Origin of the sequence: Streptomyces pimonensis (assembly GCF_041380215.1) — a bacterium.
In the GTDB taxonomy this organism is placed as follows: Bacteria; Actinomycetota; Actinomycetes; order Streptomycetales; family Streptomycetaceae; genus Streptomyces; species Streptomyces pimonensis.
On the sequence record NZ_JAHWZY010000007.1, the window covers coordinates 35,015 to 59,860 of the forward strand.

22 protein-coding genes are annotated in these 24,846 nt (G+C 70.6%); 2 read left to right on the plus strand and 20 right to left on the minus strand.

All coding sequences use genetic code 11. From position 1 onward, the window contains the following. Window positions 1-64: 64 nt before the first annotated feature. The 15 genes from aroB to KYY02_RS09215 all read right to left on the minus strand — a co-directional run bounded on the left by aroB (window position 65) and on the right by KYY02_RS09215 (window position 15,548). A complete protein-coding gene (aroB, locus tag KYY02_RS09145) occupies window positions 65-1,159 on the minus strand; it encodes a 3-dehydroquinate synthase (RefSeq protein WP_371237158.1) in 1,095 nt (364 codons plus the stop codon). Beyond that, window positions 1,156-1,671, minus strand: a complete 516-nt coding sequence (locus KYY02_RS09150) for a shikimate kinase (RefSeq protein ID WP_371237159.1) — start codon at window positions 1,669-1,671, stop codon at window positions 1,156-1,158. The genes aroB and KYY02_RS09150 overlap by 4 nt, the downstream gene beginning before the upstream one ends. Further along, on the minus strand, window positions 1,668-2,852 hold the full coding sequence (gene aroC / locus KYY02_RS09155; protein ID WP_371237160.1) for a chorismate synthase: 1,185 nt from the start codon (window positions 2,850-2,852) through the stop codon (window positions 1,668-1,670). The genes KYY02_RS09150 and aroC overlap by 4 nt, the downstream gene beginning before the upstream one ends. Continuing rightward, window positions 2,849-3,436: a hypothetical protein gene (locus tag KYY02_RS09160; protein WP_371237161.1), complete on the minus strand. Its 588-nt coding sequence runs from the start codon at window positions 3,434-3,436 to the stop codon at window positions 2,849-2,851. Before KYY02_RS09160 ends, aroC begins: the two co-directional genes overlap by 4 nt. A 50-nt stretch (window positions 3,437-3,486) precedes the next feature. After that, a complete protein-coding gene (locus tag KYY02_RS09165; RefSeq protein WP_371237162.1) occupies window positions 3,487-4,338 on the minus strand; it encodes a shikimate dehydrogenase in 852 nt (283 codons plus the stop codon). After that, window positions 4,314-5,993: an endolytic transglycosylase MltG gene (gene mltG, locus KYY02_RS09170; protein ID WP_371237163.1), complete on the minus strand. Its 1,680-nt coding sequence runs from the start codon at window positions 5,991-5,993 to the stop codon at window positions 4,314-4,316. Before mltG ends, KYY02_RS09165 begins: the two co-directional genes overlap by 25 nt. Before the next feature lie 127 nt (window positions 5,994-6,120). Continuing rightward, the gene (gene ruvX, locus KYY02_RS09175; RefSeq protein ID WP_371237414.1) at window positions 6,121-6,585 is read right to left on the minus strand and encodes a Holliday junction resolvase RuvX; all 465 of its coding nucleotides are present in this window, start codon (window positions 6,583-6,585) and stop codon (window positions 6,121-6,123) included. 35 nt (window positions 6,586-6,620) lie between these two features. After that, the gene (gene alaS / locus KYY02_RS09180) at window positions 6,621-9,290 is read right to left on the minus strand and encodes an alanine--tRNA ligase (RefSeq protein ID WP_371237164.1); all 2,670 of its coding nucleotides are present in this window, start codon (window positions 9,288-9,290) and stop codon (window positions 6,621-6,623) included. Next, window positions 9,290-9,661, minus strand: coding sequence for a hypothetical protein (locus KYY02_RS09185; RefSeq protein WP_371237165.1), 372 nt, complete (start codon window positions 9,659-9,661; stop codon window positions 9,290-9,292). The genes alaS and KYY02_RS09185 overlap by 1 nt, the downstream gene beginning before the upstream one ends. 7 nt (window positions 9,662-9,668) lie before the next feature. After that, a complete protein-coding gene (locus KYY02_RS09190; protein WP_371237166.1) occupies window positions 9,669-10,121 on the minus strand; it encodes a DUF948 domain-containing protein in 453 nt (150 codons plus the stop codon). 188 nt (window positions 10,122-10,309) lie between these two features. After that, on the minus strand, window positions 10,310-10,924 hold the full coding sequence (rpsD, locus tag KYY02_RS09195; protein ID WP_371237168.1) for a 30S ribosomal protein S4: 615 nt from the start codon (window positions 10,922-10,924) through the stop codon (window positions 10,310-10,312). A gap of 302 nt (window positions 10,925-11,226) precedes the next feature. After that, window positions 11,227-12,582: a replication-associated recombination protein A gene (locus KYY02_RS09200; RefSeq protein WP_371237170.1), complete on the minus strand. Its 1,356-nt coding sequence runs from the start codon at window positions 12,580-12,582 to the stop codon at window positions 11,227-11,229. 44 nt (window positions 12,583-12,626) lie between these two features. Beyond that, window positions 12,627-13,295: a vitamin K epoxide reductase family protein gene (locus KYY02_RS09205; RefSeq protein WP_371237171.1), complete on the minus strand. Its 669-nt coding sequence runs from the start codon at window positions 13,293-13,295 to the stop codon at window positions 12,627-12,629. 261 nt (window positions 13,296-13,556) lie between these two features. Further along, window positions 13,557-14,819 carry a histidine--tRNA ligase gene (hisS, locus tag KYY02_RS09210; RefSeq protein ID WP_371237173.1) on the minus strand — a complete coding sequence of 421 codons (1,263 nt, stop codon included), beginning with the start codon at window positions 14,817-14,819 and terminating at the stop codon, window positions 13,557-13,559. Between the two features lie 12 nt (window positions 14,820-14,831). Next, window positions 14,832-15,548, minus strand: coding sequence for an MBL fold metallo-hydrolase (locus KYY02_RS09215; protein ID WP_371237174.1), 717 nt, complete (start codon window positions 15,546-15,548; stop codon window positions 14,832-14,834). A gap of 183 nt (window positions 15,549-15,731) precedes the next feature. On the opposite strand from KYY02_RS09215, the gene KYY02_RS09220 reads away from it, so the two are divergent. After that, window positions 15,732-16,577: a peptidylprolyl isomerase gene (locus tag KYY02_RS09220; protein ID WP_371237175.1), complete on the plus strand. Its 846-nt coding sequence runs from the start codon at window positions 15,732-15,734 to the stop codon at window positions 16,575-16,577. A 138-nt stretch (window positions 16,578-16,715) separates the two neighbouring features. After that, on the plus strand, window positions 16,716-17,945 hold the full coding sequence (locus KYY02_RS09225) for a DUF349 domain-containing protein (protein ID WP_371237176.1): 1,230 nt from the start codon (window positions 16,716-16,718) through the stop codon (window positions 17,943-17,945). A 73-nt stretch (window positions 17,946-18,018) separates the two neighbouring features. On the opposite strand, the gene relA is transcribed toward KYY02_RS09225, so the two are convergent. The 5 genes from relA to yajC form a co-directional block, all read right to left on the minus strand. Then, a complete protein-coding gene (gene relA, locus KYY02_RS09230) occupies window positions 18,019-20,538 on the minus strand; it encodes a GTP pyrophosphokinase (RefSeq protein WP_371237177.1) in 2,520 nt (839 codons plus the stop codon). Between the two features lie 194 nt (window positions 20,539-20,732). Next, a complete protein-coding gene (locus KYY02_RS09235) occupies window positions 20,733-21,272 on the minus strand; it encodes an adenine phosphoribosyltransferase (protein ID WP_371237179.1) in 540 nt (179 codons plus the stop codon). Beyond that, window positions 21,269-22,381, minus strand: a complete 1,113-nt coding sequence (gene secF / locus KYY02_RS09240) for a protein translocase subunit SecF (RefSeq protein WP_371237180.1) — start codon at window positions 22,379-22,381, stop codon at window positions 21,269-21,271. Before secF ends, KYY02_RS09235 begins: the two co-directional genes overlap by 4 nt. Window positions 22,382-22,384: 3 nt before the next feature. After that, the gene (gene secD, locus KYY02_RS09245) at window positions 22,385-24,157 is read right to left on the minus strand and encodes a protein translocase subunit SecD (protein ID WP_371237182.1); all 1,773 of its coding nucleotides are present in this window, start codon (window positions 24,155-24,157) and stop codon (window positions 22,385-22,387) included. Window positions 24,158-24,289: 132 nt separating this feature from the next. After that, window positions 24,290-24,790 (minus strand): preprotein translocase subunit YajC, encoded by a 501-nt coding sequence (gene yajC, locus KYY02_RS09250; RefSeq protein ID WP_371237183.1) that lies wholly within the window; start codon window positions 24,788-24,790, stop codon window positions 24,290-24,292. Window positions 24,791-24,846: the final 56 nt, after the last annotated feature.

The window sequence follows — 24,846 nt, forward strand, 5'->3', positions numbered from 1 at the left end:
CGAACGGTACCGCCCCCTGCCGTCGTTGTGTGAACGGCCGGGGGCGGTGACGAGTGCCCGGGGTCTACTCCCCGACCTCTCCGTACGCGGCGAGCAGCACGGCCGGGTCCGGACCTTCGAGCACCGTGGGCCTGGCCAGACCGTCGAGGACGATGAAGCGCAGCAGGTCGCCGCGGGACTTCTTGTCGACCTTCATGGTCTCCAGCAGCTTGGGCCACTGGTCGTAGCGGTAGTGCAGGGGGAGGCCGACCGATGCGAGGACCGTACGGTGGCGGTCCGCGGTGGCGTCGTCCAAGCGGCCCGCGAGGCGGCCCAGTTCGGCGGCGAAGTGCATGCCGACGGAGACCGCGGCGCCGTGGCGCCACTTGTAGCGCTCGTTCTTCTCGATGGCGTGGCCGAGGGTGTGACCGTAGTTCAGGATCTCGCGGGGACCCGACTCCTTCAGGTCGGAGGAGACGACGTCCGCCTTGACCCGGATCGAGCGCTCGATCAGTTCCGCGGTGTGCGGGCCCGACGGGGTGCGGGCGGCCTGGGGGTCGGACTCGATGAGGTCCAGGATCACCGGGTCGGCGATGAAACCGGCCTTGATGACCTCGGCGAGTCCGGAGACGTAGTCGTTGACCGGGAGGGAGTCCAGGGCGGCCAGGTCGCACAGCACGCCGGCGGGCGGGTGGAAGGCGCCCACCAGGTTCTTGCCCTCGGCCGTGTTGATGCCGGTCTTGCCGCCCACGGCCGCGTCCACCATGGCGAGCACCGTGGTCGGGACGGCGATCCAGCGGACGCCGCGCAGCCAGGTCGCGGCCACGAAGCCGGCCAGGTCCGTCGTGGCGCCGCCGCCCACGCCGACGATGACGTCGGTGCGGGTGAAGCCGGACTGGCCCAGCGCCTTCCAGCAGTAGGCGGCGACCTCGGCGGTCTTGGCCTCCTCCGCGTTGGGCACCTGGATGGCGATCGCCTCGTAGCCCTGGTCGGCCAGGTCGGCACGGAGGGCGTCGCCGGTCTCGGCGAGCGCCTCGGGGTGCACGACCGCGACCCGCTTGGCCTTCTCACCGATCAGCCCGCCGAGTTCGCCCAGGAGCCGGCGGCCCACCAGGACCTCGTAGGGGTCGGTGCCCGCCGTGCCGCCGATGCGGATCCGCGTCACTGCCTCACTGCTCATGCGTCCTTCATCTCCAGTGCGTCCAGGGCTGCCTCGGTGACTTCCTCGGGCGTTCGGCCGTCGGTCGGCACGACGGCCGTGGCGGCCTCCTCGTACAGGTGCCGGCGGGCTTCCATCAGCTCGCGCCACTGCTTGCGCGGGTTGACCGCGAGGAGCGGGCGGGCGGCGCCCAGACCGGTGCGCCTGACCGCCTCCTCGACGTCCATCGACAGGTAGACGACCCGCAGGCCCGCGAGCAGTGCGCGCGTGTCGGCGTCGAGGATCGCGCCGCCACCGAGCGCCAGGACGCCCTCGTGCCCGGTGAGCGCGGCGCGCACCGCGCGCTTCTCGATGGCGCGGAAGGCGGGCTCGCCCTCGTCGACGAAGATGTCGGCGATGGCCCTGCCCTCGGCGGTGACGATGTCGTCGTCGGTGTCGCGGTAGGCGACGCCCAGGCGCTCGGCCAGCAGCCGGCCCACGGTGGACTTGCCCACACCCATCGGGCCGATCAGCACGATGACCGGTGAGCTCATCGGATGGCCAGGTTCTCGAGGTACGACGTCACGTTGCGGCGGGTCTCGGTGACGCTGTCGCCGCCGAACTTCTCCGCGACCGCGTCCGCGAGGACCAGGGCGACCATCGCCTCGGCGACGATGCCGGCGGCCGGCACGGCGCACACGTCGGAGCGCTGGTGGTGGGCGGCGGCTTCCTCGCCGGTGACGACGTCCACGGTCCTCAGCGCCCGCGGCACGGTCGCGATGGGCTTCATCGCCGCGCGTACGCGCAGCGGCTCGCCGGTGGTCAGTCCGCCCTCGGTGCCGCCGGAACGGCCGGAGGCGCGCTTGATGCCCTGGTCGGTGGCGAGGATCTCGTCGTGCGCCTTGGAACCGGGCACGCGGGCGAGGTCGAAGCCGTCGCCGACCTCGACTCCCTTGATCGCCTGGATGCCCATGAGGGCGGCGGCCAGGCGTGCGTCCAGGCGGCGGTCCCAGTGGACGTGGGAGCCGAGGCCGACCGGGACGCCGTACGCCAGTACCTCGACCACGCCGCCGAGGGTGTCGCCGTCCTTGTGTGCCTGGTCGATCTCGGCGACCATCGCCTTCGACGCGTCCGCGTCCAGGCAGCGCACCGGGTCCTCGTCCAGCCGCTCCACGTCGGCGGGGGTCGGGTACACGCCGTACGGCGCCTTGGCCGCGGCCAGCTCGACGACGTGGCTGACGATCTCGACGCCGGCCGTCTCCTTCAGGTACGACCGTGCCACCGCGCCCAGCGCCACACGGGCGGCGGTCTCGCGGGCGGAGGCGCGCTCCAGGACCGGCCGGGCCTCGTCGAAGCCGTACTTCTGCATGCCGGCCAGGTCGGCGTGGCCGGGGCGGGGGCGGGTCAGCGGGGCGTTGCGCGCCAGGCCGGCCAGCACCTCCGGGTCGACCGGGTCGGCCGCCATGACCTGCTCCCACTTCGGCCACTCGGTGTTGCCCACCATGACCGCGACCGGGGAACCCAGGGTCAGACCGTGCCGGACGCCGCCGAGGAAGGTGACCTCGTCGCGCTCGAACTTCATCCGGGCGCCGCGTCCGTGGCCCAGCCGCCGCCTCGCGAGGTGGTCCGCCACCATGTCCGTGGTGATCGGCACGCCGGCGGGAAGACCCTCCAGCGTCGCGACGAGTGCGGGACCGTGCGACTCCCCCGCGGTCAGCCAGCGCAACCTGCTCAACGGTGCTCCTCAATGCTCGCGCCCCGGTACTGCCCTGCGTACACGTGTCCTCGTGTACGGCTGTGGCGTGACGGGGTGCGCGGCCCCGGTCCGCCACTTCCGATCCTCCCACGTCCGGGCCGGGTGTCCGGCCGCCGGTCCATCAGGCGGACGGGCTGGATCACGGGCCGGGCGGTGGGGGAATCAGGCCTGGCCGTCGCCCCGGCGGGGGCAGGGGGCACAGACGCCGAGGAAGTCGGCTGCGGCGCACGGGCGCCCGGGTGGCCGCCCTGCGGCGGCGCGTACGGCCCCAGGTGACCGGCGCCGCTCGGCTGCCGGGCCGGCCGAAAAGCCGCCTGCGGCGCGTAGCCGCCCAGGTGGTCCGCCCCGCTGCCCCGGCCGTGCCGGGCCGCCGCGTGGACCGGCCGTCCGCCGCGGACGGCGCGGCGGTACGCGTTCTTGCGCTTGGTCCTGACGCCCCAGGACGCGACGACGGCGAGCACGATCGGGGCCGGCACCGTGATCTGCACCCAGTCGGGCAGGAAGCCCGGCACGGACTCGAACACCTGGGACCCCACCGACGCCAGCGGCACGCCTGCGGACATGGATCGCGCTCCCCTCCCCTGTCCGCCCCCTGCGGAACCGGGGGTGGATCCTATCGGGCCGCGAGCGCCTGTTCTCCCGCTTTTCGCATGGCGTCCAGCGGGGCCGGTGAACGCCCCGTCATCTGCTCCACCTGGAGCACCGCCTGGTGCACCAGCAGGTCCAGTCCGCTGATCACGGCGCCCCCGTGCGCCGACCAGCGGGCGGCGAGAACCGTCGGCCACGGGTCGTAGAGCACGTCGAAGAGGGCAGCCGGGCGCTCCGGGACGGCCTTGGCGAGGACGTCCGTGACGCCGGCCGGGGTGGTGCTGACGACCAGGGGGGCGTGCAGCGCCTGCTCGGCGTCGTCCCAGGCGGCGATGCGGACCGCGACGTCGAGCCGTTCGGCCCACTGCCTCATCTCCGTCGCACGGGCCTCGCTGCGGACGTGGACGGTGACCTCGCCCGAGCAGATCCGGGCCAGTGCGGCCAGCGCGGAGGAGGCGGTGGCGCCCGCGCCGATGACGGCGGCCGTCTCCACCTTGTCGATGCCGTGCTCACGCAGGGCGGCGACCATCCCCGGGATGTCGGTGTTGTCGCCGGTCCGGCGGCCGTCCGGCGTGAGGACGACCGTGTTGACCGCCTCGACCGAGGCCGCGGTCTCGCTGACCGAGTCGAGCAGCGGGATCACCGCCCGCTTCAGCGGCATGGTCAGCGACAGTCCCGCCCACTCGGTGCCGAGCGTGCCGAAGAAGCCGGGCAGGGACTTCTCGTCGACCTCGAAACGGTCGTACGTCCAGCCTTCCAGGCCCAGTTCGGCGTAGGCGGCGCGGTGCAGCACCGGGGAGAGCGAGTGGGCGATCGGCGAGCCGAGCACGGCGGCCCGGTGGCCCGGGGCCGTCAGTTCCTCTTCGATGCTTCCCACTGCTCAACCAACTTCTCGTGCTCGGCGTAGGTCTCGGTGAACTTGCTGGTCTTGCCGTCCATCGAGATGAAGTAGTACCAGCCGTCGCCCGTCGGGTCGAGCGCGCCCTTGAGGGCGTCCTCGCCGGGGTTGCTGATCGGTCCGGGCGGCAGCCCCTTGTAGAAGTACGTGTTGTACGGGTTGTTGTAGTTCCTGAGCTCCGCGATCGTCAGGTCGATCTTGCTCTGGTTCTTGATGTAGTTGTACGTGGAGTCGAACTCCAGCATGCCGTTGGTCTCGGTATTGCCGGGCTCGAGCCGGTTGTAGATGACCTCGGCCATCTTGCGGAAGTCGCTGTGGCTCCTGCCTTCGGCCTGGACGAGGCTCGCGACGGTGACCAACTGCCACGGGTTTTCCAGGCCCAGCTTCTCGGCTTCCTGCTCGACACCGAGCTTCTCGTAGGTCTCGGTGGCCTGCGCGACCATGCGCTTCAGGACGTCTTCGGGCTTCTGTCCCTTGGACACGCCGTAGCTCGACGGGAAGAGGAAGCCTTCCAGCGGATCCTGGACGTTCTTATGGTCCTGCGCCCAGTCCGGCAGACCGAGTTTCTCCCAGTCCTCCTTGGCGACCTTGGCCGTGGTGCCGTCCTCGACCTCGAGGCGCTTGTCGATGAGCTTGTAGATGTCGGCGTTGCGCTTGCCCTCGGCGATGATCAGGTTGTCGCGGCTCTTGGGGCTGAGCATCAGTTCGACCGCGCTCGCGGCCGACATCTCCTTCTCCAGCGTGTACACGCCGTCCTGGATGTTCTTGCCCTGCGGGTTGGCCGCCTGGGCCGCGACGAAGGCGTCGACGCTCTTGACCACGCCCATCTTCTTGAGCTCCTGGCCGATGGCGTACCCGCCGGACCCCTTGGGGATGACGACGGTCACCTGCTCGCCGTTGCCGGCTCCCGCGAAGTCCGGGGCGCTGCCGAAACTGTCCTGGTAGAACTGGTAGCCGAAGTAGCTGACACCGGCGAGACCGCCGCCGAGGACCACGACCACGACGAGGCAGGCCAGGCCGCTGCGGCGTTTCCTCTCCTTGCCGCCCCGGCCCCGGCGGTCGCCGCGCCCGCTCCGGTCGCCCGGCTCGTCGTCGGCCGCGTCACCGTCGTCGCCACCGCCCGCGAAGAAAGCGTGTTCGCCCTGGTCGGGACCCGGGTCCCAGTCCGTCCGCGGCTCGGGTTCGGCGCGGCGGCCGGGGGGCTCGGGCGGCGGGTAGGCGTCGGGGGTGCCGTAGTGGTCGGGCTGCTCCCCGCCGTACGTCCCGGCCTGCTGTGTGTACGGGTCCGCCGGGTCGGCGGCGTAGGGGTCCTGCGGGTAGGAGCCCGTGGGCCAGCCGTTCTGGTCGTACTGCGGCTGTTGCTGCTGAGGAGCGTACTGCTGTTGGTCGTACCGGGGCTGTGACTGCTGGTCGTACTGCGAAGGCTGCTGCCCGCCGTAGCCGTGCTGTTCCCCGGTGTCCCACTCGCCGTGCTGCTGGTGCGTCTGCGGCTGCTGCGGATAGTGCTGTGGCTGGCCGCCGTAGGGGGACTGCTGACCCTGCTGGGTCCGCTGTTCGTCCCATCCGCCCTCTCCGTACAACGGGTCGTCCGGACGCCACGGTTCGGAGCCCTGGCCCCGGCCATACTCAGTCATCGATCCCCTAGAGCCGCGAGGCGGCGGGCGCGCGGCCGCCTGAAGACCACGGTTCCCGTACCGCCTCTCTCTGTGCGTCGGCTGTTCGAACGCCGTCCACGTCGCGCGGAACGTTACCGTACCGCGATCAGATGACCACTTCGACGCCCTCACCAGGCGGTCCACCTGACACCCGTTCGGATTCCAGCGCCTGCTGAAGGATGATCACAGCGGCGGCCTGGTCGATGACCGAGCGACCCTTCCTGGACCTGACGCCGGAGGCGCGCAGTCCCTGGCTCGCCGTGACCGTGGTCATCCGCTCGTCGACCAGGCGCACCGGGACGGGCGCGATGCCGCGGGCCAGCTCCTGCGCGAAACCCCTGACCTTGACCGCGGCCGGGCCCTCGCCCCCCTTGAGGGAGCGGGGGAGGCCGACGACGACCTCGATCGGCTCGTACTCCTCGACGAGCTGCCGCAGCCGGCGGTGCGCGGCGGGGACGTCCCGGCCGGGGACGGTCTCGACCGGCGTGGCGAGGATCCCGTCGGGGTCGCACGAGGCGACCCCGATGCGGGCGTCCCCGACGTCGATCGCGAGACGGCGGCCCCGGCGCATCACCGGGCCGCCCGCCTGCTCGTTCACCGGGTCGTTCACTTGGCGGTGTCCGCCACGAGCCGCTCGACGGCGTCGACGGCCTCGCCGACGGCGGCGGGGTCCTGGCCGCCGCCCTGGGCGACGTCCGGCTTGCCGCCACCGCCGCCGCCGAGGGCCCTGGCGGCGGTGCGGACCAGGTCACCGGCCTTGAGGCCGCGCTCGCGGGCGGCCTCGTTGGTGGCGATGACCGTCAGCGGCTTGCCGTTGTTCACGGTGAACAGGGCGACCACGGCGGCCCGGCCGCCCTGGATGCGGCCGCGCACGTCGAGGACCAGCTTGCGCAGGTCGTCCGGTGTGGTGCCGTCGGGGACCCGGCCGGTGACGAGGGCGATGCCGCGAACGTCCTTGGCGGACTCGGCGAGACCGGCGGCGGCCTGGAGCACCTTCTCGGCGCGGAACCTCTCGATCTCCTTCTCGGCGTCCCTGAGCTTGCCGAGCATGGCGGAGACCTTCTCCGGAAGCTCCTCCGGGCGGCCCTTGATCAGCTCCTGGAGCTGGGCGACGACCGTGTGCTCACGGGCGAGGAAGTTGTAGGCGTCCACGCCGACCAGGGCCTCGATGCGGCGCACACCGGAGCCGATGGACGACTCGCCGAGCAGCTTCACCAGGCCCAGCTGGGCGGTGTTGTGCACGTGGGTGCCGCCGCACAGCTCCTTGGAGAAGTCACCGATGGTCACGACACGCACGCGCTCGCCGTACTTCTCGCCGAACTCGGCGATGGCTCCCTGCTTCTTGGCCTCGTCGATGCCCATGACGTCGGCGCGCACGTCGAGGTCGCGGGCGAGCACCTCGTTGATCTTCTGCTCGACGTCGGTCATCACCGCCGTCGGTACGGCGGACGGGGAGCCGAAGTCGAAGCGGAAGCGGCCGGGCTGGTTCTCGGAGCCGGCCTGGGCGGCCGTCGGGCCGAGGGCGTCGCGCAGCGCCTGGTGGGTGAGGTGGGTGGCCGAGTGGGCGCGGGCGATGGCCGTACGGCGGCGACCGTCGATGGCGGCGTGGACCTTGGCGCCGACGGTGACCTCGCCGACCTGGACGACGCCCTTGTGGACGTACACGCCCGGCACCGGCTTCTGGCAGTCGCGGATCTCGATGACGGCGCCGGTGTCGACCTTGATGCGGCCGGTGTCGCCGATCTGGCCGCCGCCCTCGGCGTAGAAGGGAGTGCGGTCGAGGACGACCTCGACCTCGTCGCCCTCGGTGGCGGCCGGCGAGGAGACGCCGTCGACGAGGATGCCGACGACGGTGGACTCGCCCTCGGTGTCGGTGTAGCCGATGAAGTCGGTGGCACCGGCGCGGTCGGCGATCTCGCGGTAGGCGCCGAGGTCGGCGTGGCCGGTCTTCTTGGCCCGGGCGTCGGCCTTGGCGCGCTCCCGCTGCTCCTTCATCAGGCGCCGGAAGCCCTCCTCGTCCACGGACAGGCCCTGTTCGGCGGCCATCTCCAGGGTGAGGTCGATCGGGAAGCCCCAGGTGTCGTGGAGCAGGAAGGCCTTGTCACCGGCCAGGACGGTGCCGCCGGCGGCCTTGGTGTCGCTGACGGCGGTGTCGAGGATGTTGGTGCCGGCCTTCAGCGTCTTGAGGAAGGCGTTCTCCTCGGCGAGGGCGACCTTCTCGATCCGCTCGCGGTCGGTGACCAGCTCCGGGTACTGCTGCCCCATCATGCCGATGACGACGTCGACGAGGTCCTTGACGACCGGGCCGGTGGCGCCGAGCAGGCGCATGTTGCGGATGGCGCGGCGCATGATGCGGCGCAGCACATAGCCGCGGCCCTCGTTGCCGGGGGTGACACCGTCACCGATGAGCATCACCGAGGTGCGCATGTGGTCGGTGACCACGCGCAGGGAGACGTCCGAGGCCTGGGCGTCGCCGTAGCGGACCCCGGTCAGCTCGGTGGCCTTGTCGATGACGGCCATGGAGGTGTCGATCTCGTACATGTTCTGCACGCCCTGCAGAATCATGGCGAGCCGCTCGAGGCCGAGGCCGGTGTCGATGTTCTTGCTCGGCAGATCCCCGAGGATCGGGTAGTCCTTGCCCGGGCCCTGGCCCCGCTCGTACTGCATGAAGACGAGGTTCCAGATCTCCACGTACCGCTCGTCGTTGACGGCGGGGCCGCCCTCGACGCCGAACTCGGGGCCACGGTCGTAGTTGATCTCGGAGCAGGGACCGCAGGGACCGGGGACGCCCATGTCCCAGAAGTTGTCCTTCTTGCCCAGGCGCTGGATGCGCTCGGCAGGCACGCCGACGACGTCGCGCCAGATCTGCTCGGCCTCGTCGTCGTCCTGGTAGACGGTGATCCACAGGCGCTCGGGGTCGAGGCCGTAACCGCCCTTGTCCCGGGCGCCGGTGAGCAGCTCCCAGGCGAGCTTGATGGCGCCTTCCTTGAAGTAGTCGCCGAAGGAGAAGTTGCCGCACATCTGGAAGAACGTGCCGTGGCGGGTGGTCCTGCCGACCTCTTCGATGTCGGGGGTGCGCACGCACTTCTGCACGCTGGTGGCGCGGTCGAAGGGCGGCTTGACCTCGCCCAGGAAGTAGGGCTTGAAGGGCACCATGCCGGCCGGGACGAGCAGCAGAGTCGGGTCGTCCGCGATGAGCGACGCCGACGGGACGACGGTGTGCCCGCGCTCCTCGAAGAAGCTCAGCCAGCGGCGGCGGATCTCGGCCGACTCCATCAGTGGTCCTCATTCCGGTTGTACGGGTACGTCTGGTGCGTCGACCTCTGCGCCGGGCCCTCGACGTACTTGGGGCTGTTGCGGTTCTCGATGACGGCGTGGCTCCGGGGCGCGGGGAGTTCGCGGTCGACGGGGGCGTTGAGCCCGAGCGCGTCGCCCAGTTCGGCCTCGCGCCGGGCCATGTGGTCACGGACCTCGAGCGCGAAGTCGACCGCGCGGTCCTTGAGCCGGCCGCCGGCCTCGACCGCCTTGTTCGCCGCGGTGACGGCGAGGTGCTCGGGCGTCAGCTGCTTGATCTTGCGGTTGACCTTGGTGGTGGCCCACACTCCGGCGGCGACGCCGCTGGTGAACCAGAACGTTCGGCGGAACATCGCTGGGTCAGTCCCTCTTTCCCCGGGTCCGCTTGTCACGCCGCGCGCCCGGGACGGTGCGGCCCACGATCACGTCGCGCCTCGGCTCCTTGGCCTGGGCGTCGTCCTTGCGGCCACTGACGGCCCGGCGCACGCCGTAGCCGAAGGCGGCGACCTTGACCAGGGGGCCGCCGAAGGTGGAGGCCACGGTGGTCGACAGCGCGGAGGCGTTGGAGGTGACCTCCTGGACGTCGGAGGCGATCGCGTCGACCCGTTCGATCTGGGTCTGCGCGGAACGCACCGCCGCCGAGGCGTCCGCCAGCAGAGGGACGGCCTGGTCGGTCACGTCCGCCACGAGCCTGGTGGTCGCCCGGAGCGTCTGGGCCAGCCTCGCCAGCGCGACGGCGAGGAAGGAGACCAGGATCGCCCAGAACACGGCCACCAGGATTCCGGCCACCTCGCCACCGGACACTGTGTGCACCCGCTCCCTTGAAACGCGCCTGAACATCGAAAAGTCGTGGGTCGAGCCTATCGCGCCGGTGACGGGACTCCGTACCGGATTACCGTCCGCCACCGGTGGAGCCGCGGAGGGAGCGGGTCGAGCCCGCCGTCCCCCCGCCCAAAGGGGCGGGGGGACGGCGGGCTCGGGATACCGCGCGCCTGCTGGGGTCAGCGGGCGTAGTACTCGACGACGAGCTGCTCGTCGCAGATCACCGGGATCTCCTTGCGGTTCGGCTCACGGTCCAGGCGGAACGCCAGGGACTTGAGGTTCACCTGGAGGTAGCGCGGGATCTCGCCGTCGGGGGCGAAGCCGCCTTCACGGGCGATCGTGAAGAGGGTCTTCTCCTTGCTGCGGTCGCGGACCTGCACGACGTCGTCCGGGCGGACACGGAAGGAGGGCTTGTCCACCTTCTTGCCGTTGACCTGGATGTGGCCGTGGACGACCATCTGGCGGGCCTGGTAGATCGTGCGGGCGATGCCCGAACGCAGGACCAGCGCGTCGAGACGGCGCTCGAGCTCGATGATCAGGGCCTCACCGGTCTTGCCCTGCACCTTGGAGGCACGCTCGTAGGCGCGGACGAGCTGACGCTCGGAGAGGTCGTACTGCGCGCGCAGCCGCTGCTTCTCCAGCAGACGGACCTTGTAGTCCGAGTTCTGCTTGCGGCCACGGCCGTGCTCGCCCGGCGGGTAGGGGCGGGCCTCGAAGTACTTGACGGCCTTCGGGGTCAGCGCGATGCCGAGGGCACGCGACTTCTTGACCTTGGGGCGGGACTGGTTCGCCACTTGTCTTCCTTTTCCTTTTCGGCTGCCTCAGGGTTACGGGAGGTCGCATCCGCAGTCGGGGAATTCCCCTCAGGTCCGCGGGGGACCTGGTGGGCAGCCGCTCCCCTGGACTGGGCACATACGTGCAGCACACGAACGGCCCACCGACCGGTCCCGGGACTTACGGGGGGTGGTGGGCTGCCCGCGACACCTACGACGGTGCGCGACGCTCCTGGATCGAAGGATCCGGCTGGGTGTCCCGCCTGAGGCGCCGACCGGAGCCGGACACGGGACTCAGCACTCCGGGAGATTCTACAGGGTGGTCAGGACCGTCTCCGACCGAGGTGCTTCCTGGTCCACTCCACCGCGTCCGCGTACCGCGCCTCCGCGCCGTGCCGGGTGGGCTCGTAGTACGTGCGGTCCTTCAGGGCGTCCGGCGCGTACTGCTGTGCGGCGATGCCCTCGGGCAGGTCGTGCGGGTAGGTGTAGCCCTTCCCGTGCCCCAGCTTCGTCGCGCCCTTGTAGTGACTGTCCCGCAGGTGCGACGGCACCGGTCCGGCCAGTCCCTTGCGCACGTCGTCCAGGGCCGCGCCGATCGCCGTGGTGGCGGCGTTGGACTTGGGCGCGAGGGCGAGGGCGATGGTGGCGTGGCTGAGGGTGAGGGCGGCCTCGGGGAAGCCGATCATGGCGACGGCCTGGGCGGCGGCGACGGCGGTCGGCAGCGCGTTCGGGTCGGCGAGGCCGATGTCCTCGCTGGCGGAGATCATCAGGCGGCGGGCGATGAAGCGGGGGTCCTCACCGGCCTCGATCATGCGGGCCAGGTAGTGCAGGGCGGCGTCCACGTCGGAACCGCGGATGGACTTGATCAGGGCACTGGCGACGTCGTAGTGCTGGTCGCCGTCGCGGTCGTACTTCACCGCGGCCCGGTCGACCGTCTCCTCCAGCGTGGCCAGGGTGATCGCCGCCTCGCCCTTGTCCAGCGCGGCCCCGGCGGCGGCCTCCAGGGCGGTCAGCGCGCGGCGGGCGTCGCCGCCGGCGATGCGCAGGAGGTGGTCCTCGGTGTCCTCGGGGAGCGTGACGGCGCCCCTCAGGCCCCGTTCGTCGGCGAGGGCGCGCCTCAGCAGGTCCCGGACGTCGCCGTCGGTGAGCGGTTCCAGGGTGAGCAGCAGGGACCGGGAGAGCAGCGGGGAGATGACCGAGAAGTAGGGGTTCTCGGTGGTCGCGGCGATCAGGGTGACCCAGCGGTTCTCCACGGCCGGGAGCAGGGAGTCCTGCTGGGCCTTGCTGAAGCGGTGGATCTCGTCGAGGAAGAGGACGGTCTCCTGGCCGTACCCGCCGGAGGCGCGGCGGGCGCCGTCGATGACCGTGCGGACCTCCTTGACACCCGCGGTGATCGCCGACAGCTCGACGAAGCGCTTGTTGGTGGCCCTGGAGACGACGTAGGCCAGGGTCGTCTTGCCGGTGCCGGGCGGGCCCCAGAGGACGACCGAGGAGGGGCCCGCGGGGCCCGAGGCGCTTTCACCGACCAGTCTGCGCAGGGGGGAGCCCGGCTTCAGCAGATGCTGCTGGCCCACCACCTCGTCGAGGGTGCGCGGACGCATCCGGACCGCCAGGGGGCTGCCGGTCGGGTCCTTCTCCTGGCGTTCTTCTGCTGCGGCGGTGAACAGGTCGGGCTCCACGCTGAAACCCTAAAGCACCGCGCCGACAGCCCGCGGGCGGGCGATCAGCTGGTCCAGAAATCCCACCAGCGGGTCAGGACCAGCATGCCGATGATGCCGATGTGCAGGACCGGCATGACCCAGGTGAACTCGCCGAAGAAGCCCTTCAGCCAGCCCGGGGCGGGCAGGAAGCCCTGGCGGACGTTGAACGACGTCACGTACCAGAACATGATGATCGTGGCGACCCAGGCCAGGCAGCACCACAGGCACAGGGCGTTGATCCGGTACAGCGACTGGAACATCAGCCAGGCGCAGAAGACGGTGCCGAAGAGCGTGCCGGCGTTGAAGGTGAGCCAGTACCAGCGCGGGAAGCGGGCCCGGGCGAGCAGGCTCATGCCGACGCAGACGACGATGCCGTAGGTGACGAGGCCGAGCATCGGGTTGGGGAAGCCGAAGACGGAGGCCTGGTCGCTCTCCATGACGCTGCCGCAGGAGACGACGGGGTTGAGGCTGCACCCGGGGACGAACGTCTCCCCCCTGACCTTGGCCTCGAGCAGTTTGAACTTGTCGAGCGTGATCACCCACGCGGCGAGCACGCCGGCGGCTCCGGTGATCACCAGGAGCAGGGCGAACGCCCGGCTCGCGCCCTCCGTGCGCGGCACGGAGTCGGTGCGCCGCGGTGCGGCCGAGGGCTCGGGCTCCATGTCGACGTCCCTGACTGTCGTCTTGCTCATCACGCCGATTCCGTCACTGGGGAGTGTGGACCTGCTTCGGGCAGGGGCCATTGTGCCGTACGGAGCCGTGATTCGCCGTTGGGCGGGCATAAGGACGTACCGGTGCGCGCCCGTGGGCGTGCGGTTTCGGCCGGTGTCCGTGGGGCGGCCGTGCCTGCGCCCCACCCCCGATCACCCGGTCGAGCGAGACCGCCTGTACGCGTTGACGACGGAGGCGCCGGGGCCCTGCGCGGGCGCCCGGCGCCTCCGTCGGTACGGGGGTCAGCCGAGCCGTGACTCCAGCTCGGCCACGATCTCGTTGACGCCGACCGCCGTCTGCTCGCCGGACTCCATGTCCTTGAGCTGGACGACGCCCTCGGCGAGGTCGCGTTCGCCGGCCACGATGGTGTAGCGGGCGCCGCTGCGGTTGGCGTTCTTCATGGCGCCCTTGAGCCCCTTGCCGCCGTAGCTGAAGTCGGCGGCCACGCCGTTCTTGCGCAGCTCGGTGACCTTCGCGAACAGTACCCGGCGCGCCTCCTCGCCGAGCGGGACGGCGAACACGCTGGTGGCGGCGGGGAGCTCGAGCTCGACGCCCTCCGCCTCCAGGGCCAGCACGGTGCGGTCGACGCCCAGGGCCCAGCCGACGGACGGCAGCGCGGGACCGCCGATCATCTCGGACAGGCCGTCGTAGCGGCCGCCGCCGCCCACCGCGGACTGGGAGCCGAGACCGTCGTGGACGAACTCGAAGGTGGTGCGCGTGTAGTAGTCCAGGCCCCGCACCAGCCTGGGGTCGTCCTCGAAGGAGACGCCTGCCGCCGTGATCAGCTCGCGGACCTCCTCGTGGTAGGCCTTGCAGGCGTCGCAGAGGTAGTCGCGCAGCAGGGGCGCGCCGGTCAGCTGCTCCTGCACCGACTCCCGCTTGTCGTCCAGGACGCGCAGCGGGTTGATCTCCGCGCGGCGCAGCGTGTCCTCGTCCAGGTCGAGGCCGCGCAGGAAGTCCTGCAGTGCCGCCCGGTACACCGGGCGGCACTCCTGGTCGCCGAGGCTGTTGAGCAGGATGCGGAAGTCGCGCAGGCCCAGCGAGCGGTACGCCTGGTCGGCGAGGATGATCAGCTCGGCGTCCAGCGCCGGGTCCTCCGCGCCGATGGCCTCGGCGCCGACCTGGGAGAAGTGGCGGTAGCGGCCCTTCTGGGGGCGTTCGTAACGGTAGTAGGAGCCCGAGTACCAGAGCTTGACGGGGAGGTTGCCCACCTTGTGCAGGTTGGCCTCCAGGGCGGCGCGCAGCACGGAGGCGGTGCCCTCGGGGCGCAGGGCGAGCCGGTCGCCGCCCTTGGTCTCGAAGGCGTACATCTCCTTGGTCACGATGTCGGTGGACTCTCCGACACCACGCGCGAACAGCTCGACGTTCTCGAAGCCGGGCGTCTCGATGTAGCCGTAGCCGGAGCCCCGCAGCGGGGCGGCGATGGCCTCGCGGACGGCGAGGTACTTGGCGCTGTCCGGCGGGATCAGGTCGTACGTGCCCTTGGGGGCCTTGAAGGTGCTCACGGAAGTCTCTCGTCACATTCCTCGTCGGGGAGCCTCGGCGGCGCCGCGTCCTTGGCGGTCCGCCGCCACCTGCCGCAGGTAGGGGTTGGTGGCGCGCTCCTGGCCGATGGTCGTCTGGGGGCCGTGGCCGGACAGCACCACGGTCGAGTCGTCGAGCGGCAGGCACACGCGGGCCAGCGAGTCGAGCATCTCGGCCATGTCACCGCCGGGCAGGTCGGTGCGTCCGACGGAGCCGGCGAACAGCAGGTCGCCCGAGAACATGACCGGCGGGATGTCCGCCGCCTCGGGCAGGCCGAAGGTCACCGACCCCTTGGTATGGCCCGGCGCGTGCGCGACGGAGAACTCCAGACCCGCCAGTGCCAGCCGGGAACCGTCGGTGAGCTCCTTGACGTCGTCCGGCTCCCCCACCGTCAGCTCGCCCATCAGCGGCATGCCGATGGCGCGACCGATCCCCTTCTCGGGGTCGCTCATCATGTAGCGGTCCTCGGGGTGGATCCAGGCCGGCACGTCGTGCGCCCCGCACACGGGGACGACCGAGGCGACGTGGTCGATGTGGCCGTGGGTGAGGACGACGGCGACGGGCTTGAGGCGGTGCTTGCGGACCGCCTCCGCGACGCCTTCGGCGGCCTGGTGGCCGGGGTCGATGATCACGCACTCCTCACCGGCGGCGGGGGCGACGAGATAACAGTTCGTCCCCCAGGCCCCGGCGGGGAACCCGGCAATGAGCACGATCGTCCTTCGTTGTGTCGGTACGGGAGGCTTGCGACGGGGCTGCGCCCGTGGTCAGAGCCTACCGGCGCTGCCGATTCCTCAGCGAACCCATATACGGTACGGGGCACACGCAGGCGGTCGGCTCACCGCACGCACGCACGCGTACCGGCCGGCACACGAGACGCATGAGGAGAGAATCCGGTGGTCAGCCAGGAACAGCGGCGGCGTCAGCTCGCCCGGGAGAAGTTCTTGCGGCAGCAGCAGCGGCGCACCGAGGCGCGGCGGAAGTCGCGGATGCGCAACTCGGTGATCGCGTCCGTGCTCGGTGTGGTCCTCGTGGGCGGCGGCGCGCTGTACACGACCGGGGCGTTCGAGCAGGACGACAAGACCAACGCGAACGCGGAGGTCACGCCGAGCGCCGCGCCGACCAGCAAGGCTCCGGACCCGTGCGACAAGCCCGCCGAGGGCAAGGTCAAGTCGGAGACCTGGAAGAAGGAGCCGGCGATGTCCATCGACAAGTCGGCGAAGTACACCCTGAAGCTGGACACGACCTGTGGCGAGATCGACGTGGCGCTGAAGGCGTCGGCGGCCCCGCGCACGGTCAACTCGTTCAACTTCCTCGCGGGTAAAGGATACTTCGATCACACCACATGCCACCGGCTGACCGACACCGGCATCTTCGTGCTGCAGTGCGGCGACCCGAAGGGCACCGGATCGGGCGGCCCCGGCTACACGATTCCCGACGAGAACCTGAAGGACGAGAGCCTCAAGGGCAACGTGTACCCGGCGGGCACGGTCGCGATGGCCAACCAGTACAACGCGCAGACGCAGCAGGGGCGCGACAGTGGAGGCAGCCAGTTCTTCCTGGTCTACCAGGACAGTCAGCTGCCGCCCGACTACACACCGTTCGGCACGGTGTCCGACGCGGGGATGAAGGTGCTGAAGAAGATCGCGGACGCCGGCGCCCAGCCCATGGACCCCGCGACCGGGAACACCGCGCCCAACGCGACGGTCGTCATCGACAAGGCGACCGTCACCAAATCCTGACCCCCAACTGCGGAACTTCGGTCGCGCGGGATGCGGACAGGCATCCCGTCGGTCGCCTATGTTGGCCGTGACGAAACTGTGGACGATGCCCGGGGGAGCTTCGAGGCCCCCTCGGCGGCATCATGTGGAGGAGGCGCTGTGAGCAGCGACCCGTGGGGCCGCGTCGACGAGACGGGGACCGTGTACGTGCGTACGGCCGACGGCGAGAAGGTCGTCGGTTCCTGGCAGGCCGGCTCCCCCGAGGAGGCGTTGGCCTACTTCGAGCGCAAGTACGAGGGCCTGGTTGTCGAGATCGGCCTCCTCGAGAAGCGAGTGAAGACCACCGACCTGTCGTCCAAGGACGCCCGGGCCGCGATCGGGCACCTGCGCGAGCAGGTGGACGCGCACCACGCGGTCGGCGACCTGGACGCCCTCAGGGTCCGGCTGGACAAGCTCGTGGAGCTGGTGGAGGCGCGCCACGAGGAGCGCAAGGCACAGCGGGCCAAGCAGTCCGACGAGGCGCGTCACGCCAAGGAGGCGCTGGTCGCCGAGGCGGAGGAGCTGGCGCAGTCCGACCAGTGGCGGGCCGCCGGTGAGCGGCTGCGGTCCCTGGTGGACACCTGGAAGGGCCTGCCGCGGCTGGACCGCAAGTCGGACGACGAACTGTGGCACCGGTTCTCGCACGCGCGCTCGGCGTTCTCCAAGCGGCGCAAGCAGCACTTCGCGCAGCTGGACGCGCAGCGCGAGGAGGCCCGTCAGGTCAAGGAGCGGCTGGTCGCGGAGGCCGAGTCGCTGTCGAACTCGACGGACTGGGGGGCGACGGCCGCCCGCTACCGCGAGCTGATGACGGAGTGGAAGGCCGCGGGCCGCGCCCAGCGCGAGCACGAGGACGATCTGTGGAACCGCTTCCGCGGCGCCCAGGACGTCTTCTTCGCCGCCCGCAGTTCGGTCTTCGCCGAGCGGGACGCGGAGCAGACCGAGAACCTCAAACTCAAGGAGGAGCTGGCCGAGGAGGCCGAGAAGCTCCTGCCGATCACGGACCTGAAGGCCGCGCGGGCCGCGTTCCGCGGGATCAACGAGCGCTGGGAGGCCATCGGCCACGTGCCGCGGGACGCCCGCCCGAAGGTCGAGGGCCGGATGCACACCGTGGAGCGGGCCCTGCAGGAGGCCGAGGAGGCCGAGTGGCGCCGGACGAACCCGGAGGCACGCGCGCGTGCCGCGGGTCTGACCGGTCAGCTCCAGGCCGCCGTGGACAAGCTGAAGGGCCAGATCGAGCAGGCACGCGCACAGGGCAACACCGCCAGGGCGGAGAAGCTCGAGCGGGAGCTGGCGGGCCGTCAGGCCCTGCTGGACCAGGCGCTGAAGGGTCTGCAGGAGTTCGGCGGCTGACCCCTCGCACGTCGCACGGAGGGGGCTCCCGTACCTCGAGGTACGGGAGCCCCCTCCGTGCGACCGTCGTCCGCTACGTACGGTTGCGGGCCGAGGTGACCCGGTAGACGTCGTAGACGCCTTCCACGCCCCGTACGGCCTTCAGGACGTGGCCGAGGTGCTTCGGGTCGCCCATCTCGAAGGTGAAGCGGGAGGTGGCGACACGGTCGCGGGAGGTCTGGACGGCCGCGGACAGGATGTTGACGTGCTGGTCGGACAGCACGCGCGTGACGTCCGACAGCAGGCGGGACCGGTCCAGGGCCTCGACCTGGATGGCGACCAGGAAGACCGAGGACTGGGTGGGCGCCCATTCGACGTCGAGGATCCTCTCGGGCTCCCGGGACAGCGAATCGACGTTGACGCAGTCGCTGCGGTGCACCGATACGCCGCTGCCCCGGGTCACGAATCCGATGATCGGGTCGCCGGGCACCGGCGTACAGCAGCGGGCCAGCTTCACCCAGACGTCCTCGACGCCCTTGACGACGACACCGGGGTCGGCGCTGGAGCGGCGCTTGCGGCCGCGGGCCGGCGGGACCGACTCGTCGATCTCCTCGGTGGCGGCCTCCTCGCCGCCGAGGGCCTGGACGAGCTTCTGCACGATGTTCTGCGCGGAGACATGGCCCTCGCCGATCGCCGCGTACAGCGCGGAGATGTCCGAGTAGCGCATCTCGTGCGCCAGCGTGACCAGCGAGTCGCCGGTGAGGATGCGCTGGATCGGCAGGTTCTGCTTGCGCATCGCGCGGACGATGGAGTCCTTGCCCTGCTCGATGGCCTCGTCGCGGCGCTCCTTGGAGAACCAGGCACGGATCTTGTTGCGGGCGCGCGGCGACTTCACGAAGCCGAGCCAGTCGCGGGAGGGGCCGGCGCCGGCCGCCTTGGAGGTGAAGACCTCCACCAGGTCACCGTTGTCGAGGGTCGACTCCAGCGGGACGAGGCGGCCGTTGACCCGTGCCCCTATGGTGCGGTGGCCGACCTCGGTGTGGACCGCGTACGCGAAGTCCACCGGGGTGGCGCCGGCGGGCAGCGCTATGACGTCGCCCTTGGGGGTGAAGACGAAGACCTCGTTGCGGGACAGGTCGAAGCGCAGCGACTCCAGGAACTCGCCGGGGTCCTCGGTCTCCTTCTGCCAGTCCAGGAGCTGCCGCAGCCACGCCATGTCGTTGATGGCGTCCTTGTCCTTGCCGGAGGACCTGGGGGCGTCGGTGCGGATCTTGGAGGCGCCGGCGACGGCCTCCTGCTTGTACTTCCAGTGCGCGGCGATGCCGTACTCGGCGCGGCGGTGCATGTCGAAGGTGCGGATCTGCAGTTCGACGGGCTTGCCGCCGGGACCGATGACGGTCGTGTGCAGCGACTGGTACATGTTGAACTTGGGCATCGCGATGTAGTCCTTGAACCGGCCGGGGACCGGGTTCCATCGCGCGTGCACCGTGCCGAGGGCCGCGTAGCAGTCGCGGACGGTGTCCACGAGGACGCGGATGCCCACCAGGTCGTAGATCTCCGCGAAGTCGCGGCCGCGGACGATCATCTTCTGGTAGACGCTGTAGTAGTGCTTGGGGCGGCCGGTGACGGTGGCCTTGATACGGGCGGCGCGCAGGTCCTGCTGCACCTCGTCGGTGACGATGGCGAGGTACTCGTCGCGCTTGGGCGCGCGCTCGGCGACCAGGCGGACGATCTCGTCGTACATCTTGGGGTAGAGGATCGCGAAGGCGAGGTCCTCCAGCTCCCACTTGATGGTGTTCATGCCCAGGCGGTGGGCGAGCGGCGCGTAGATCTCCAGGGTCTCGCGCGCCTTCTTCTCCTGCTTCTCGCGCTTGAGGTAGCGCATGGTGCGCATGTTGTGCAGGCGGTCGGCGAGCTTGATGACCAGGACGCGCGGGTCCTTGGCCATGGCGACGACCATCTTGCGCACGGTCTCGGCCTGCGCGGCCTCGCCGAACTTGACCTTGTCCAGCTTGGTGACGCCGTCGACGAGCAGGGTGACCACGTCGCCGAAGTCGCGGCGCAGGTCCTCCAGGCCGTACTCGGTGTCCTCGACGGTGTCGTGCAGCAGTCCGGCCATCAGCGTGGCCGGGTCCATGCCCAGCTCGGCGAGGATGGTGGTGACGGCGAGCGGGTGCGTGATGTACGGGTCGCCGCTCTTGCGCTTCTGGCCGCGGTGCCAGCGTTCGGCGACCTGGTAGGCGCGCTCGATCTGGCGGAGCGTGGCGTTCTCGATCTTGGGGTCGTTGCTGCGGACGATCCGCAGCAACGGCTCGAGGACCGGGTTGTACGGGTTCGCGCGCTGCACGCCGAGCCGGGCGAGGCGGGCGCGGACGCGGTTGGAGGAGCCGGAGCGCGGCTGGCCGGTGTTGGGGCGGGCCGGGGGTGCGGAGCGCTCGGGAGGGGCCGGCTTGGGGCGCGGCTGCTCGGGCTTGTCGGCCGACGCGGACTGGGCGTGCTGGACCGGCCCACGTGTGTCGTTCTTCTCGTGGGGCGCGCTCGGCGCGGGCTTGGCCGTGGCCGCCGAGGCGGACTCGGGCTTGGCGGCGGTCAGGTGCTGGGCCTCGTCTGGCAAGAGGGCTCCTCGTGCGCGATCCGGGTCCCGCGGTCAGGCTCCGGAAACCCCATGGTAGCGATCCCGTGCCCGCGGATCGCCTGCGGGCGGGTGTGAGGACGGACTGCTCCTGGAACGCCCCAGGCGGGCACCGGATTCCTCCGGGCCCGCCCGAGCGGTGTTCCCCGTGTGCGGTTCGCGTGCGACACCGCTGGTCAGACCGTGAGCAGCGCCTCCAGCGGGGCGCCGGCCAGGGCCGGTTCCAGCCGGGCGCGGCCGCCGAGGAAGCCGAGCTCCATCAGCACGGCCAGGCCCGCCACCTCGGCGCCCGCCCGACGGATGAGCCGGACCGACGCCTCGGCGGTACCACCGGTGGCGAGGACGTCGTCGATCACCAGAACGCGGTCGGCGGCGGTCAGGTCCTCCGCGTGCACCTCGATCTCGGCGGAGCCGTACTCCAGGTCGTAGGCCTGGCTGAGGGTGGCTCCGGGGAGCTTGCCCGCCTTGCGCACGGGGATGAAGCCGAGCCCCGCGCGCACGGCGACCGGGGCGCCGAGGATGAACCCGCGGGCCTCCAGGCCGACGACCTTGGTGGCGCCGCTGGCGCGGGCGATGTCGGCGAGGGCGTCGCTGAGCGCGGCGAACGCCGCGGGGTCCGCCAGGAGCGGGGTGATGTCCTTGAACATCACACCCGGCTCCGGGTAGTCCGCCACGTCCCGGATGCGGCTGAGCAGCAGCTCCCTGATCCCGGTCATCGGCGCTTCCCGGTAGGACGGCCCCGGCCGCGGGCGCGGGTCGCCGACCGGTCGCGCGGGCCGACGACCGCGGGTGCGGCGTCATCGGGCTCGTCGCCGTGGTCCTCGCCGGTGACCGGGGTCTCCCGCGTCCCCTCCGTGCCCTGGGCGCGCTTGGCCAGGATCCGCTTCCTCAGCGACCTCACCGCCGGCTCGCGCTCCTTGAGGTCGGCGACGAGCGGGGTGGCGATGAAGATCGAGGAGTACGCGCCGGCGGCGAGACCGACGAACAGCGACAGCGAGATGTCGTTCAGCATGCCGGCGCCGAGGACACCGCCACCGATGAACAGCAGGCCCGCCACCGGCAGCAGCGCGACCACCGTGGTGTTGACGGAACGGACCAGGGTGCTGTTGATGGAACGGTTGGCGATCTCGCTGTACGTCCAGCGGGTCTGCTTGGTGATGTCCCTGGTCTGTTCCTTGAGGCTGTCGAAGACGACGACCGTGTCGTACAGCGAGTAACCGAGGATGGTCAGCAGACCGATCACCGTGCCCGGCGTGACCTCGAAGCCGACGAGGGCGTAGATGCCGACGGTGATGGTGATGTCGTGGATCAGGGCGACGAACGCGGCGAGCGCCATGCGCCACTCGAAGGCGATCGCCAGGTAGATCACGACCAGGATCATGAAGATGCCGAGGCCCTGCCATGCCTTGTTGGCGATCTGCTCGCCCCAGCTGGGACCGACCAGTTCGGCGTTGATCTGCTCACTGTCGAAATTGAGGTCCTCGGCGAGCGTCTCCTTGATCTTGTCCGACGCACTGGTGTCGATGCCCGAGATCTGGATGCGCATACTGCCGTCGCCGAGCTGCTGGACGATCGCGTCGTGACCGGAGGCGTCCTCCGCGTACTTTTCGGCCTGGGCGACCGAGACGCTCGTGTTCTTCGGGGTGGTGAAGGCCGCTCCGCCCTGGAACTCGATGCCCATGTGCAGGCCGCGCACCGCCAGGCCGAGGATGGCCGTGATGGTGATCAGGATGGAGACGCCGTACCAGATCTTGCGGTTCTTGACGAAGTCGTAGCCGACCTCGCCGTGGTGCAGTCGGGCGCCGAGGGTGCCGAGCTTCGACATCTCTCACGCCTCCTTCGTCTGGGCAGGGGCGGAGGGACGGCGGGTGCGGCGCAGGGGCGGCTTCGCGCCCAGTGCCTTCGGGTCGAGACCGGACCACTTGTGGCCGCTCGCGAAGAACTTCCGGCGGGCCATCAGCGTGAGCAGCGGTTTGGTGAAGAAGAACACCACCACGACGTCGAGCACGGTGGTCAGGCCGAGCGTGAACGCGAAGCCCTGGACCTTGCCGACGGTGACGACGAAGAGCACCGCGGCGGCGAGGAACGACACGAAGTCGGAGACCAGGATGGTTCGCCGGGCGCGCGGCCAGGCCCGCTCCACGGAGGGACGCAGGGTGCGGCCCTCGCGGATCTCGTCCCGGACCCGTTCGAAGAACACGATGAACGAGTCCGCCGTGATGCCGATCGCGACGATGGCGCCGCACACGGCCGGCAGGTTCAGCGCGAAGCCGATGGCCGGGCCGAGCAGCGACATGATCACGTAGGTGAGGGCGGCGGACACCAGCAGCGACAGGATCGCGATGAAGGACAGGCCGCGGTAGTAGACCAGCAGGTAGAGGACGACCAGGGCGATACCGATGGCACCGGCGATCAGGCCGGCCCTCAGCTGCTCACCGCCGAGCGCGGCGGTGACGGTGTTGACGCTGTCCTCCCGGAAGGTCAGCGGCAGGGCGCCGTAGGACAGCATGTTGGCGAGTTCCTGCGCCGACTGCTGGGTGAAGTTGCCGGAGATCTCGGCGTTGCCTCCGGTCAGGGCCTGGCTGACGTACGGATCGGAGACGACCTCGTTGTCCAGGACGATGGCGAACTGGTTCTGCGGGGACTGGTTCTGGGCGAGCTGGCCGGTGATGTCGGCGAACTTCTTGGCGCCCTCGTCCGTGAAGTCCATGGTGACCACCCAGCCGGCACCGGTCTGGGTGTTCAGGACGGCGCTGGCCTCGTCGACGTCCGTGCCGTCGACCGCGGCGGGGCCGAGGATGTACTTCTGCCACTGTCCCTGGGAGTTCTGGCCACAGGCGACGGTCGAGTCGCTGGACTTGGAACCGTCACCGGCCTTGGCGCGGACGCTCTCCTTGGTGCAGTCGAGCGCTGCGTACTGCGCCTGGAGCTTGCTGTCGGCGTCGCCGGAGGCGCCGCCGGCCGCGGACGCGGAGGGGCTCGCCTCGCCCTCGGCCGTGCCGCTCGGGGAGGCGGACGGCGTCTCGTCGGCCTTCAGCGCCTCGGTGACGGCACGGCCCTGGGTGGTGGCGCTCGACGACGGGGAGGCTCCGTCGGTCGCCTTCTCCGTGGCCTTGTCGGTCGCCTTGTCCTTGCCGGAGTCCTGCTCCGAGCCGTCGCCGGTCGCGCTGGGCGTGGGAGCGACGCCGCCACCGGCGAGTTCGGTGGCGATGACGGGGCGGAAGTAGAGCTTGGCGGTGGTGCCGACCTGTTCCCGGGCCTGATTGGAGTTCGTTCCCTTGGGAATGTTGACGATGATGTTGCGGGTGCCCTGCGTCTGGACCTCTGCCTCGGAGACACCCAGACCGTTGACGCGCCGCTCCATGATGGAGACCGCGGTGTCCATGTTGGTCTTGTTGATCGCGGACTCCTGGCCGGCCTCGGGAACCGCCGCCAGTGTGATGCTCGTACCACCGGCCAGGTCGATGCCGAGACGCGGAGTGGTGTGCCCGGATGCGAACATGCCGCCGGTGAGCGCCACGATGGCGATCAGGATCAGAGCCAGCGAGCGCCACGGCTTACTTGTGGCGCTCGCGTTCTGTCCCTTTTTGAGTGCTGCCACCTTCTCGTACTCCCTCTCGGGCCGCCTCGCTCCGGGTCGGGGAGCGGACGGCCATGACATGGTGTCGGGACTCCGTGCGAGCCGGACGTGTCCCGGGGCGCGCGGGCAGCCCCCGCGCGCCCCGGGACACGACTACTTCGCGTCGGAGTCGCCGTCGGACTTCTTCGACTGCGCGTCCGCCTTCGCCTCGCCGGCGGTGTCGGCGTCGGCCGGCTCGTCGGCCGCGTCCTTCTTGCCGAGGTCGACAGGCGTGTCGTCGGAGACGGCGGCAGCGTCGGAGGAGTCGTCGGTCTCGGTGAGGGAGGAGGCGTCGTCGGGAACGACGTCGGCGTCGGACTTCAGGTCGTGCTCGATGCCGTGGACGATGCGGTTGTACTCCTCGTCGGACAGGACGGCACCGATCGAGTTCTTGGCGAACAGCAGCTCCACACCCGGGCCGGCGTCGAGGAGGACCGTGTCCTCACCGACCTCCTTGACCGTGGCGTACATGCCCCCGATGGTGCGGACGCCGGAACCGGGCTGCATCTGGTTCCGCATGTCGATGGCCTGCTGCTGCTTCTTCTTGGCCGACCGGGTCATCAGGAACATGGCCCCGATGAGCACAATGAACGGGAGGAGGGTCACGAGACTCACGGGTCGGAACTTCCTTCACACGACCGCGATGGTGAACGGCCTGATGGTTGGGGGTA